Below are 12,453 nucleotides of genomic sequence, written 5' to 3' on the forward strand. Positions count from 1 at the left end.
ACAGGCTACCGAGTCTGCTCTCTTTTAGCTGAATTTACAGGCGGCATACATGCTGATGGGCAAGAATGGATGTATGTCAAACATTTTTGGTGCTCCCAAGGCCGGTGGCCCCAGTGGGCCCGACGACGCCCGCACGGTGCCCACCGGTGACACCGTAGGCTCGTACACCTCTTACTTGGATGCCCAGAAGGCGGTGGACTACCTCGCCGACCAGCAGTTCCCGGTCCAGATGGTTTCCATCGTGGGCAACGAACTTAAGATGGTTGAGCGGGTGACCGGCCGCCTCAGCTACCCTCGGGTGGCACTCTCCGGGGCGCTCAGCGGTATGTGGTTCGGCCTCTTCGTTGGCGTCATGCTTTCCTTCTTCGCACCGTCGCCCGGCTATTTCTCCATCCTGGCGTCTGTGCTGATGGGGGCTGCCTTCTTTATGCTGTTCGGCATCGTCACGTATGCCATGCAGCGTGGAAAGCGGGATTTCACCTCCACCAGCCAGGTGGTGGCCACCAGCTACGACGTTGTGGTGTCGGTGGAAGCTGCCCATGATGCGCGCCGGCTGCTCCAGCAACTGCCCATGACCCGCTCGGACGCAGCAGCCGCCGCCCCGTACAATCCCCAGGGCTACCAGAACCAGCAGTATGGCCAGACGGGTCAGCAGGGTCAGCAGCCCGGCCAGGAGGGCCAGCCGGGCAACCAGCCTGGTCCGGCACCCGCACGCCCTGCCACTTGGAATGACCCCTACGGACAGCAGGGTGCCGGTACTTCGGGCCAAGGGACAGCCCAAGGCGTGGGCCAGGCCGCCGGCCCGGACCAGGGAACGCAGCCGGAGGCAGCGGCCCAGCCGGAGGCAGCGGCCCAGCCGGCCAAGGCTCCCGCGGCCGCCGTCCGCTACCCGGACCTCCCTGACGGCCGGCCCCAGTACGGCGTCCGTGTCACAGATCAGGCCGCCACAGACCAGGCCGCCACAGACCAGGCCACCACAGGCCAGACCGGCGCCGAACAGCCTGGCACCGAACAGACCGGCTCAGAACAGCCTGCCGCAGATCGGTCCCGGACGCAGTCCCAGCCTGACTCCACCAAGGACTCCGGCGAATCCACACCTTAGGCGGCGCCGCCGGAGGCCAGGTTTACCCAAGGCCCGAAGAACACGGCCCGCAACAAACAACTCCGCCCGGTACAGCAACTGCTGTACCGGGCGGAGTTGTTTGTGGTTCGAAGCTGTCTTACTTGACGCTGCCGGCTGTCAGGCCACCAACGAGGTACTTCTGGAACATGAAGTACAGCACCACCACAGGGACGGCACAAACCAGCGAAGCCGCCATCAACTGCGAATACACCGGGATCGCGCCACCCTCGACGGCCGACGCGAAGACCTGGAGCGCAACTGCGGCAGTGTGCGTGTCCGGCCGGGTGAACACCGACGCGAACAGCACGTCATTCCAGCCCAGCAGGAAGGCGAAAATAGCGGAAACGATGATTCCCGGCCAGCTGAGCGGAATGATGATCCGGAACAGGATCCCGAGGTTGGAAGCGCCATCGATGCGCGCCGCTTCCTCCAATTCCCTCGGCAGGCCGCGGAGGTACGTGACCATCACCCAGGTTGAGAACGGCAGCGCGAACGTCAGGTAGGCGATAAACAGGCCCCAGAGCGTGCCGATGACGGTCACGCCCAGGTAAGTGCCGGCGGAGGAGAAGAGCACAAAGACCGGCAGGAGCATCAGGGTGCCCGGGACGGACTGGAGACCCAGCAGCCCGCGCAGCACCGTCAGGCGCCCACGGAACTCAAACCGGACCAGCACGTAGGCCGTGCCGATGGCCATAATGGCCGAGACGACTGCTGTGGCGCCGGAAACGATCAGGCTGTTGCCGATGGCCTTCGCCAGCCCCACGGAATCCCAGATCTTGGTGTAGCTGTCCAAGGAGAAGCTGCTCGGCCAGAACTCGCCGCTGGCAACTCCCACATCCGTGTTCAGTGAGGCCAGGAAGATATACACGATCGGGATGAGGACCAGGGCGCAGAGCAGGACTGTGAGGGTGGCCAGCAGCGGCCGCGGCATCAGGCGTGTGACCTCCAGGGCCGCGTCACGCCGGATGGGCTGCTTCTTCTGCTGCTCGATCGGGTTTGCCGCGTCGATGGTCATTTCTTTCCTCCTTCGTGCACATCAAGCCGGACTGCGCGCAGGTAGATGAAGAGCGGAATGGCGATCAGGATCAGCGAAACGACCGCCATCGCGGCGCTGAGGCCAAACCGGAAGCTCTGGAAGCTGGTGACGTATACCAGGATCGGCAGCACATTCACATCGGACGGTGCCGGCGCACCAAACAGGACATAGGGCAGAGTGAAGTTGTTGATGTGGTTCAACGTGGCAAGCAGGAAGGCCAGCGAAACCGGTCCCTTCAGGTAAGGGAAGATCACGTACCGCAGCTTGTTCCACCACAGTGCCCCGTCCAGGGCCGACGCCTCGTGGACCTCGTGGTCCACAGCTTGCAGACCGGACAGTGCCAGCAAGTAGATGAACGGCCAGGCCGCCCAGATTTCCACCCACACCAGTGTCCAGTACGCGTTGGGGCCGTTAAGCCACAGTCCGCCGTCCATTCCCATATTGTTCAGGGTCACGTTGACGATGCCATCTGGCTGCAGCATGGTCCGCCACACGCTGGCCACAACAAACGACGGCAGGACATAGGGGATCAGGAAGATGGAGCGGACCACAGCACGGCCACGGTAAGCGTTCTGGGTGACGACGGCGGCAGCCACGCCCAGCGGGATGGTCACCACCGTGGAGATCACCGCGAAGGAAACAGAAAGCCAGATGGAGCGGAGCAACTCGCTGCTGAGCGCCGCCTCAATGTAGTTCTGGATGCCGATGAATTCGGCGCTGACCCATTGGCGAAGGGTGTACTGATCCAGATCGATCAGCGACATCCAGATGCCCATTGCCAGGGGGACCAGGATGACGATCGTCATCAGCAGCCCGCCCGGAATCAGGAGCCACAGGGGCCGGTTCTTCTCGCTGAGTCCCTTGCGGCGCTTCCCAGGGGGTGTGGTTTCGCCGGGTTCGGCGGCCGCCCCGGCCGCCGGACTGCTGTCCGACGGCCGGGGCTCGGTAACGCTGCTAGCCATTTTCCGTAACCTTCCGCAGTTGGTGGGTCGGTCTTACTTCTTGGCCCGGTCCAGTGCGGTCTGCGATTTGGCCTGTTCGTCCTTGAGTCGCTGGGACAGGTTGGAGTCGCTGACTGCACCGGAGGAAAGATCCGGAATGGACTGGACAACTACGTTGGTCAGTGACAGTTGGACATCGCCCCACGCACCGCTGAACGGCGTCGCGACGGATTTGGCTCCCGACTCAAGGGCCGGCGCAATCACTTCGTTGGTTGCAAGTTCCTTCGCGGCTTCCTGGTTGGCGGGAAGCTGGCCGAAGACCTTGAAGTAGTTGAGCTGGACATCCTTGTCGGTGATCATCTTGATGAACGCGAAGGCGAGGTCCTTCTGCTTCGAGTAGTCAGCGACCACGAGGTTGTCACCGGAGAGGATGCTCGTGGCAGGCTTGCCGGCCGAAGGATTGGAGGTTTCGCCCGGGGGAACGGTGGGCATCAGGGCGTACTTGTACTTGCCCTTGACAGCGGATGCATCCAGGGCGGGAATGGACAGCGGCGACGTCATGGGGAAGTACGCTGCCTTGCCGGCTGCGAAGGCAGCCAACGCCTGCGGGTTGGCCCAGCCAACGGAAGAGGGGTCAACCACCTTGTCCGTGGTTACCCAACCGAAGTAGGTCTCGTAGGCCTTCTTGGTGATCGGGTCATCGAGACGGACCTCGGTTCCGTCAATGATGGGATTACCGGCCTGGATGGACATGCCCCAGATGTACTTCCAGGGGTCGAAGTTGTCCTTGTAGGCGACGGCGACACCGTACTGGTCGCCCGTGGTGAGCTTCTTGGCGTGCTCGGTGAATTCATCCCAGGTGGTGGCAGGCTTTTCGATGCCGGCAGCTGCCAGCAGCTCGGTGTTGTAGGCCATCACGAACGGCCTGCTCACGAACGGGATACCGATCTGGTTGGCTTCGTCCGGCCCGGAGATGCCCAGGGCTGCGGGAACGAACTTGTCTTTGCCGCCGAGCTGGTTCCATTCGTTGTCGCCCAGCTTGACGAACGCCCCGGTGGAGTAGGCGGTGGGGGTGAACGTGGTGCCGAGCCCGTAGACGTCCGGTCCCTGGCCCGAGACCACTGACGTCTGGATCCGGGTCATCTCGTCATTAGCGGTGGCGAAGGTCTCCCACTGGATGTCGGCGCCGGTTTCGGCCTTGAACTTGGTGCTCATTTCCTTGAACCAGGCCTGCTGTTCCTGGGGATACTGCGCGGTGACGTTCATCAGGACGTTGAGCGTTTTTCCAGTGCCGTCCACTTTGCCGCCCGTGGCGCCAGAGGTGGTGCCGCCTGACCCGCCCGAGCCGCCGCAGGCGGCAAGCATCAGGACAGAAATGGCCGCAGCGGCGATGGTGCCAATGCGACGTGGTTTGGACATACCCATGAGACTTCTCCTTTGAAGACATACATTGCGGCAGAGACCCGAGACTAAAACTCAGTCTACGATTTCTTTCTCCGCGGCTAGCGTAATCATCAACGCCAACTTTTGGCAAGCGATTGCCAAAAACTGTTATGAGAGCTTCACCAAGGGGTGTGACCGTCCAGCGCATCCCTGCGGGGATGCGCTGGACGTACGTTCTCTAGCGGTTAGCGCCGCTTGGCAACCCGCCGTCCAGCTCCTGGTAGATGCCTGCCATCCAGGACTGGATGTCGTCGGCTTTGCGGGGCAGTGCGGCGCTGAGGTTCACCGGACCATCGGCGGTCATCAGGATGTCGTCCTCGATCCGCACTCCGATGCCGCGGTACTCCGCGGGGATGGCCAGGTCCTCGTTCTTGAAATACAGGCCGGGTTCGATGGTGAAGACCATGCCCGCCGTGAGGATGCCGTCAAGGTAAAGTTCGCGTTTCGCCTGTGCGCAGTCATGGACATCCAGGCCAAGGTGGTGGCTGGTGCCGTGCGGCATCCAGCGGCGGTGCTGCTGGCCTTCCTGGCTGACGGCTTCCTCGACACTCACAGGGAGCAGCCCCCACTCGGCCAGACGTTCCGCCAATACGGTGGTGGCAGCAGTGTGGATGTCACGGAACTTGGCACCTGGCTGGGCTGCGGCGAATCCGGCGTCGGCAGCATCCAGGACTGCCTCGTAGACCTTGCGCTGGACTGCGGTGAACGTGCCGTTGACAGGCAGGGTCCGGGTGACGTCGGCGGTGTAGAGCGAGTCCGCTTCAACGCCGGCGTCCAGCAGCAGCAGTTCGCCGGCGTTGATCCTGCCGGTGTTCCGCGTCCAGTGCAGGACTGTGGCGTTGTTGCCGGCGGCGGCGATGGTGTCGTAGCCCAGTTCGTTGCCTACCTCGCGGGCGCGGGCAAAGAACGCGCCTTCCACCACGCGCTCGCCGCGGGCATGGGTCAGGGCGCGGGGCAGGGCCTTGACTACCTCCACGAAGCCCTCGACAGTCGCAGCTACTGCAGTCATCATCTGTTCGATTTCCCACTCATCCTTTAGGAGGCGGAGTTCAGACAGCGCTTCGGAAAGCTTTTCATCCAGTGCATCCAGGACAGCCAGGTCCAGGTTGTCCGGGTCCTTGGCAGTGTTGTACCGGGCAGTATCCACCAGGGCGTCGATGTTCTCGTCCACCTTGCGCACCAGCCGGATGGAGATGCCGCCGATCTCCGGGGCACCCACGTTCTTGGTGATCGCCGATTCAAGTCCATCGATGTGGGCGGTGGCCAGGCCCAGGCGCGCTTCGAACTCGGCCAGGGTGGGCCGTGCACCGATCCAGAACTCGCCGGAACGGGAGTCAGCGTAGAACTGTTCTGTATCCCGGCCGACCAGCGGACGGAAGTACAGCGTGGCACGGTGGTGACTGCCGCCGTCGCCCTTTCCTTCACCGGCCGGTTCCAGAATGAGCACGGCGTCCGGCTCATGATCCAGGCCCAGTCCGGTGAGATGCGCGAAGCCGGAATGCGGACGGAACCGGTAGTCGCAGTCGTTGGAGCGGACCTTCAGCGGACCGGCGGGGATGACCAGGCGTTCGCCTTTGAACTTCTCTGAGATGGCCTTGCGCCGGGCCGCGGCGTAGTTGGCCACGGCGTCGAGCGCCGGCAGGTGCTGCCCGGACGGCGCCCAGTTACTGGCCATAAAGGCCTTGAAAGCAGCGGAACTGGGCCGCTGAGAGCGGTTGTTGACGCGCTCGTCGAGGGGCTGGGAGACAGAGGTCGGGGTGTTTTCGGCATCGTTCACGGCACCATCGTCTCACCAGCACCGAGCCGGGGGCCAATACCGGCGCGGACGCGGTCAACTAGGCTGGGCAAGTGAGGATTGACCTGCATGCCCACTCGAACGTTTCGGACGGCACCGAAACACCCGCCGACGTGATGGCTTCGGCTGCCCGGGCGGGCCTGGACGTGGTGGCACTAACCGATCACGACTCCACGGACGGCTGGGCCGAAGCATCCCTCGCGGCGCTGGAAAACGGGGTGGCCCTGGTCCCCGGCATGGAGGTCTCCTGCCGGACCGCGCAAGGCATCAGTGTGCATCTGCTGAGTTACCTGCACGATCCTGCCCACCCTGGGCTGCTTGAAGAGATCACCAAGGCTAAGGACGCGCGCCTCACGCGGGCCGAACGCATGGTGACCCTGCTCGCCGAAGACTACCCGCTGACGTGGGACGACGTCATCCACCATGTGGCTCCCGGGGCTACCCTGGGCCGGCCGCACATCGCTGATGCCCTGGTGGCGGCCGGTGTGGTGGCAGACCGCTCGGAGGCGTTCACGTCCATCCTGACGTCCCATTCGCGCTACTTTGTCCAGCACTACGCACCCGACCCCGCCACCGCCGTCGAACTGGTCTGTGCCGCTGGTGGTGTTCCCGTGTTCGCGCATCCCGTGGCGTCCGGCCGGGGCCGGATCGTGGGGGAGCGCACCTACCGCGACATGATCGACGCCGGCCTGGCGGGCCTGGAGATCGACCACCGCGACAACCCCGAGGAGGGGCGGGAATTCCTCAGGGGCCTGGCATCCAAGCACGGACTGCTGATCACGGGCTCTTCGGATTACCACGGAACGGGCAAGCCGAACCTGCTCGGAGAAAACATGACCACTGCGGACGTGCTGGCACGGATCGAGGAACTCGGCACGGGAACCGCTGTGGTGCGTGCGTGATCAGTTGGGCGGGAACGACGTAAAGGTTGCCTTGGCGCCCAGCCGCTTGGCCATCACATCGATGGCCGGCTGGTTCTGGTCCACACACACGAACTTCCGGTCCAGTTTGGCCGCCACGGCGCCAAGGGTTCCGGAACCGGCGAAGAAGTCCAGGCACCAGTCACCGGGCCGGCTTGACGCCGACACCACACGGCGGATGAGGCCCTCGGGCTTCTGCGTGGGGTAGCCGGTTTTTTCCTTGCCTGTGGGGGAGACGATGGTGTGCCACCAGACGTCGGTGGGCAGCTTCCCGAGCTCCCGCTTCGCCGGTGTCACCAGGCCCGGCGCCATGTACGGCTCGCGGTCCACCTCGGCGTTGTCGAAGTGGTATTTCGCCGGGTTCTTGACGTACACGAGGATATTGTCGTGCTTGGTGGGCCAGCGGTACTTGGCGCGGGCACCGTAGTCGTAGGCCCAGATGATCTCATTGAGGAAGCATTCCCGGCCGAAGATCGCGTCAAGCATCACCTTGGCGTAATGGACCTCCCGGTAATCCAGGTGGAGGTACAGCGTGCCGTCGTCAGCCAGCAGCCGCCAGGCCTCCACGAGCCGGGGTTCCAGGAATGACCAGTAGTCACTGAAGGCGTCATCGTACCGGTGCAGGGCGCCCTTGATGGTGTCGTAGGAACGCCCCTTGAAGCCCACGCGGTCGCCGTCACCGTCGGTGTTCAGCACCATCCGGGTTTCCTGGCGCTTCTGGACCCTGCCGGTGTTGAACGGCGGGTCAACGTATATCAAGGTGAAGGCGCCGTCCGGCAGCGAGGGGAGGAACTCCGCGTTGTCCGCGTGAACCACCAGGTTGCTGCCGTCCGGCGCCCAGACGGTGTCAGTCATCGAGGCTGTTATGCCTCGGTGCTGCGCTGCTGCGGGCCGTTGTCGGCACCGGCCACCACTTCGCCGTTGCGGCGGCGGGTGCGGGTCCGGCTGCGGCGGGCACGGGGGTCCACTTCGCCTTCGGCCGGAGCCGCAGCAACCGGTTCGGGGGCAGGGCTGGTGCCGGCGGTCGCCGCATCAGAGGTACGACGACGGCGGTCACCGGAGCGTCCGCCGGGCTCGCTGGTGCGGCGGCTGCTGCTGTCGCGAGCACCGGAGCGGCCGGCGTCGCGGCTGTTGTCGCGCCCGCCATCACGGGCGCCGCTGGGACGGGTGTTCTTTTTGCCGGTCTCGCCCAGGTCCTCGAGGACCTCGGCGTCGACGCCGGCCAGCACGCGCTTGTTGCGGGGCAGGCGGCCCTTGGTGCCTTCCGGGATGTCCAGCTCTTCGTACAGGTGCGGCGACGAGGAGTATGTTTCCACGGGCTCCGGAACGCTGAGTCCCAGGGCCTTGTTGATCAGGCCCCAGCGCGGCATGTCGTCCCAGTCAACGAAGGTCACTGCTGTGCCCTTGTTGCCGGCGCGGCCGGTGCGGCCCACCCGGTGCAGGTAGATCTTTTCGTCTTCAACGCACTGGTAGTTGATGACGTGCGTGACGTCGTCGACGTCGATGCCGCGGGCGGCGACGTCAGTGGCCACCAGGACGTCCACCTTGTTGTTGCGGAAGGCACGGAGCGCCTGCTCGCGGGCGCCCTGGCCCAGGTCGCCGTGGATGGCGGCGGCGGCGAAGCCGCGGTCCACGAGCTCCTCGGCAACCTTCGCGGCGGTGCGCTTGGTTTTGGTGAAAATGATGGTCCGGCCGCGGCCGCGTGCCTGCAGGATGCGGGCAACGACCTCGATCTTGTCCATGCTGTGCGCACGGTAGATGAGCTGACGGATGTCGCGCTTGGTGAGGCCCTCGTCGTCCGGATCAGCGGCCCGGATGTGGGTGGGCTGCGTCATGTAGCGGCGGGCCATGGCGATGACCGGGCCGGGCATGGTGGCAGAGAACAGCAGGGTCTGGCGGACTGCAGGGGTACCGGCGATGAGGGTTTCCACGTCCGGCAGGAAGCCGAGGTCCAGCATTTCGTCGGCCTCGTCAAGGATGACCATCTTGACGTTCTTCAGGACCAGGTGCTTCTGCTTGTAGAGGTCGATGAGGCGGCCGGGAGTACCGACAACTACCTCGACGCCGTTCTGCAGGGCCTCCACCTGGGGCTCGTAGGCACGGCCGCCGTAGATGGTGGTGATACGGGCGTTCCGCTTGCGGGAAGCGTTCTGGAGATCATTGGCCACCTGGACGGCCAGCTCGCGCGTGGGCACGATAACCAGGGCCTGCGGTGCACCCGGAACGGCGAGCTTGTCGTAGCCGGCGTCGTCCGGACCCACCACGCGCTGCAGCGCGGGAATGCCGAAGCCGAGGGTCTTGCCGGTGCCGGTCTTGGCCTGCCCGATGATGTCGTGGCCCGAAAGCGCCACCGGCAGGGTCATGGCCTGGATGGGGAAGGGGTGGGTGATCCCGGCGTCGGCGAGGGACTCCACGATGTCGGCGCGGACGTTGTAGTCAGCGAAGGATTTCTCCTCGATCTCGTGCGGCTTCTCGTCCGAGATGATGGTTTCTTCAGGTTCGATCGTCTCGATGCCGGAGTCGTCAGTCAGGATCTGGTGGGTATGCAATTCACTCACAGGGGAGTTTCCTTATTCATTCGGGCATTGGCGCTGCCTGCTCAACGGGCCGGCCAAAGTGGCCGTTCCGGAGCACGCTCGAAGCGCGCAAGCAAATCCAGTGGAAGCCGATCGCGGGCTATCAAAATGCTGGCACTGGTGACCAACGGGTGCATCTCAAGATCGCGTAGGGGCGGGCTTGTTGAATTCAAATCAAGGAAATCAACGACCGGGCATCCATATCTACTTCTTCAGTCTAGCCGCACGGACCCTGAATCCCGGCTTTGGGCCGATCAGGCAGCGCGGAAATCGTTCAGGCCAGCAGCTCGAAGTGGACCTCGCGGGCGGCGATATCGGACGAGATCAGGCGGACCCGCACTTTGGTGCCGGATTCCAGGTCGCCGCCGCACCGGGCCGTCACGGCGGGTTCGGCGATCTGGATGATCCCCGAGGGGCCGTTTCCATTTTTTGCGGCTCCGTTCTTGGTGCCGTTGCCGTTTTTCCCGTTGCCGTTGTCCTTCTGCGGCTTGGAGCCGGAAATCACGATCGCCTCGAACTCCTGGCCCACATGGTTGACCAGGAGTGCGGCCTCCACGGTGTCCAGCGCCATGCGTTCCATCCGCGATGCCAGCTGGTCGGATCCGGCCATGATCTCCGGCAGGGACGGCAGGGCTTCCCGAGCCCAGGCCGGTACAGGCTTGCCATTGCTCAGGGCTTCGCAGATCACCAGGACAAAGCGGTCGATCAGACGCCGGAGCGGTGCCGTGGTGTGGGCATAGGCAGCGCCGATGGCGGACTGGATGGCGTCTTTCGGGACTGTGCCGTCGAACGCCGTGTAGCTGGCACCGCGGAACAGCATGCCGGCGGAGTGCAGGATGGCCAGTTGCCGGGGTTCGGTCGGGTCAAGGCTGCGGAGGTATTCGCCGTAGCTGATCTTGCCGTCCCACGGCTTGCCCAATGCCTCAGTCTGGAGACGGAAGTGACGCAGGGAGCGCTCGTCCGGGGCGGGCATGGTGCGCAGGATGCCCACTTCTCCCGCCAGCATCAGGTCTGCCGCCGCCATCCCCGTCATCAGGGAGATCTGGGCGTTCCAGTCCTCCACCGGAAGCTGCGGCGCCGCGGCAATCCGGTAGCCGCCGTCGGGCAGCTGCACGATTTCCTGCTCGGGCATGTTCAGGCTGGCGCCGCCACGCTGCCGCTCCAGTTCAACGCGCTTGAGGCCCACTTCCTTCAGGAGCTGCAGGACAGGGCCGGCCGTCCCGGCGTCGAATTCGGCCTGGACTCCCTTGTAGCTCAGCTTGGCCCGGCTCCGGATGGTGGCCCTCTGGACGCTCACAGTGGAGACCTGCGCGGCGTCGTTCAGCCCGAACTCCCAGACGTAGGCGGAACACAGCTGGCCGGCCAGAAGGCTGCCTGCCCCTTCGCTGATGACTTCCGGGTGCAGCGGGATACGGCCGTCAGGGGCGTAGAACGTCTGGCCGCGGCGCCGGGTCTCTGCGTCCAGTCCGCCTCCGGGGCGGACAAAGGACGGCACGTCAGCGATGGCGTAAAGCACCCGGTAGCCAGTGCCCGCACGCTCGATGAACAGCGCCTGGTCCAGGTCAGTGGACGACGCCGGATCGATAGTGAGGAACGCCACTTCCGTCAGGTCAGCACCCGGCAACTCGTGCGCGGCCACTGCCGCTTCCGCGTCCCGGACCGCCTCCGCCGGGTAGGGCCCCGGCAGTTCCAGCTCGGTCCGCAGGGCGCTCAGCGCCGCCGCGAGGTCGTTCGTCTGCTCGTGGACATTGGGGGCCAACCTATGATGTGACACGAAAATCAGGTTAGCTCGATTTCCACGGATCGTGCACGCCCGCCGCACGCCACGCGGTGGATTGTCAGGATGCGCCGGCGTCCAGGGCCGCCAGAAGTGCCACGGCCGCCGCTGCGGGGTCCGAGGCTTCGGTGATGGCACGCACCACAACAATCCTGCCGGCGCCGGCCTCCACCACCTGCTCCACGTTGCCGAGATCGATGCCTCCGATGGCAAACCAGGGCAGCGTGGCCTGGGTGCCACCGGCAGCGCGGACGGCTTCGGCCGCGTACCGCACCAGGTCAAGGCCGACGGCGGCCCGGCCCGGTTTCGTCGGCGTGGCCCAGACCGGTCCTACGCAGAAGTAGTCCAGGCCGCCTTGGTCAGTCAGCCCACCGGACAGCCGGATGGCCCCTTCGATCTGCTCGGCGGTGTGCGTGGAAAGGCCGATCGCGGCTGGTGCCCCGAGCAGCGTGCGGGCGGAAGCGACCGGCAGATCCTTCTGCCCGATGTGGAAGACGGGGGCGCCGGACAGCAGCGCGATATCGGCACGGTCATTGACTGCCCACAGCTTTCCGTGGCGTTCGGCCGCGGCCTGAAGCACGGCCAGCAGCTCCAGCTCCTCGGCTGCCTCGATGGCCTTGTCCCGGAGCTGGATGATGTCCACGCCGCCGGCAAACGCCGCGTCCACAAACTCGCCAAAGTCCCCGCGGTCCCGGCGCGCGTCGGTGCACAGGTACAGCTTGACGCTGTGCGGGAGGCCGGTGTTTGTGCCGCCGGCGGGGTCTGTTCCGGTCAAGGATTCGGGAGCGGCGGAGGGGGCGGAGGGCGTGCCTGCAGCGGCGAAGGATTGCGCGTTCATGGAA

10 protein-coding genes are annotated in these 12,453 nt (G+C 65.0%); 2 read left to right on the plus strand and 8 right to left on the minus strand.

What is annotated here, in order from left to right:
• Positions 1 to 73: 73 nt before the first annotated feature.
• Positions 74 to 1,102: a YflT domain-containing protein gene (locus ACX80M_RS08540; RefSeq protein WP_252598295.1), complete on the plus strand. Its 1,029-nt coding sequence runs from the start codon at positions 74 to 76 to the stop codon at positions 1,100 to 1,102.
• A 118-nt stretch (positions 1,103 to 1,220) separates the two neighbouring features.
• On the opposite strand, the gene ACX80M_RS08545 is transcribed toward ACX80M_RS08540, so the two are convergent.
• The 4 genes from ACX80M_RS08545 to ACX80M_RS08560 all read right to left on the minus strand — a co-directional run bounded on the left by ACX80M_RS08545 (position 1,221) and on the right by ACX80M_RS08560 (position 6,320).
• Complete coding sequence (locus ACX80M_RS08545; protein ID WP_252567658.1) at positions 1,221 to 2,054, minus strand: carbohydrate ABC transporter permease; 834 nt, start codon at positions 2,052 to 2,054, stop codon at positions 1,221 to 1,223.
• Between the two features lie 80 nt (positions 2,055 to 2,134).
• Positions 2,135 to 3,121: a carbohydrate ABC transporter permease gene (locus ACX80M_RS08550; RefSeq protein WP_459309392.1), complete on the minus strand. Its 987-nt coding sequence runs from the start codon at positions 3,119 to 3,121 to the stop codon at positions 2,135 to 2,137.
• A 33-nt stretch (positions 3,122 to 3,154) separates the two neighbouring features.
• The gene (locus tag ACX80M_RS08555; protein WP_252598293.1) at positions 3,155 to 4,519 is read right to left on the minus strand and encodes an ABC transporter substrate-binding protein; all 1,365 of its coding nucleotides are present in this window, start codon (positions 4,517 to 4,519) and stop codon (positions 3,155 to 3,157) included.
• A gap of 202 nt (positions 4,520 to 4,721) precedes the next feature.
• Positions 4,722 to 6,320 carry an aminopeptidase P family protein gene (locus tag ACX80M_RS08560; RefSeq protein ID WP_252598292.1) on the minus strand — a complete coding sequence of 533 codons (1,599 nt, stop codon included), beginning with the start codon at positions 6,318 to 6,320 and terminating at the stop codon, positions 4,722 to 4,724.
• A gap of 71 nt (positions 6,321 to 6,391) precedes the next feature.
• Here ACX80M_RS08560 and ACX80M_RS08565 point away from each other — a divergent pair, with 71 nt between their 5' ends.
• On the plus strand, positions 6,392 to 7,240 hold the full coding sequence (locus tag ACX80M_RS08565; RefSeq protein ID WP_459309393.1) for a PHP domain-containing protein: 849 nt from the start codon (positions 6,392 to 6,394) through the stop codon (positions 7,238 to 7,240).
• On the opposite strand, the gene ACX80M_RS08570 is transcribed toward ACX80M_RS08565, so the two are convergent.
• The 4 genes from ACX80M_RS08570 to thiE all read right to left on the minus strand — a co-directional run bounded on the left by ACX80M_RS08570 (position 7,241) and on the right by thiE (position 12,449).
• Positions 7,241 to 8,113, minus strand: coding sequence for a DNA-methyltransferase (locus tag ACX80M_RS08570; protein WP_104062147.1), 873 nt, complete (start codon positions 8,111 to 8,113; stop codon positions 7,241 to 7,243).
• Positions 8,114 to 8,121: 8 nt separating this feature from the next.
• Positions 8,122 to 9,816 carry a DEAD/DEAH box helicase gene (locus ACX80M_RS08575; RefSeq protein WP_252598288.1) on the minus strand — a complete coding sequence of 565 codons (1,695 nt, stop codon included), beginning with the start codon at positions 9,814 to 9,816 and terminating at the stop codon, positions 8,122 to 8,124.
• A gap of 292 nt (positions 9,817 to 10,108) precedes the next feature.
• Positions 10,109 to 11,608 (minus strand): RNB domain-containing ribonuclease, encoded by a 1,500-nt coding sequence (locus tag ACX80M_RS08580; RefSeq protein WP_252598287.1) that lies wholly within the window; start codon positions 11,606 to 11,608, stop codon positions 10,109 to 10,111.
• 64 nt (positions 11,609 to 11,672) lie between these two features.
• Positions 11,673 to 12,449: a thiamine phosphate synthase gene (gene thiE, locus ACX80M_RS08585; protein WP_252598286.1), complete on the minus strand. Its 777-nt coding sequence runs from the start codon at positions 12,447 to 12,449 to the stop codon at positions 11,673 to 11,675.
• Positions 12,450 to 12,453 lie beyond the last annotated feature (4 nt).

The sequence above is a fragment of the Pseudarthrobacter sp. MDT1-22 genome (genome assembly GCF_054511035.1).

Excerpts from the sequence above, each read along its gene's own strand:
- ACX80M_RS08540 (WP_252598295.1), top strand. The coding sequence starts at position 74 with ATGTCAAACATTTTTGGTGCTCCCAAGGCCGGTGGCCCCAGTGGGCCC.
- ACX80M_RS08545 (WP_252567658.1), bottom strand. The coding sequence starts at position 2,054 with ATGCCGCGGCCGCTGCTGGCCACCCTCACAGTCCTGCTCTGCGCCCTG.
- ACX80M_RS08550 (WP_459309392.1), bottom strand. The coding sequence starts at position 3,121 with ATGGCTAGCAGCGTTACCGAGCCCCGGCCGTCGGACAGCAGTCCGGCG.
- ACX80M_RS08555 (WP_252598293.1), bottom strand. The coding sequence starts at position 4,519 with ATGTCCAAACCACGTCGCATTGGCACCATCGCCGCTGCGGCCATTTCT.
- ACX80M_RS08570 (WP_104062147.1), bottom strand. The coding sequence starts at position 8,113 with ATGACTGACACCGTCTGGGCGCCGGACGGCAGCAACCTGGTGGTTCAC.
- thiE (WP_252598286.1), bottom strand. The coding sequence starts at position 12,449 with ATGAACGCGCAATCCTTCGCCGCTGCAGGCACGCCCTCCGCCCCCTCC.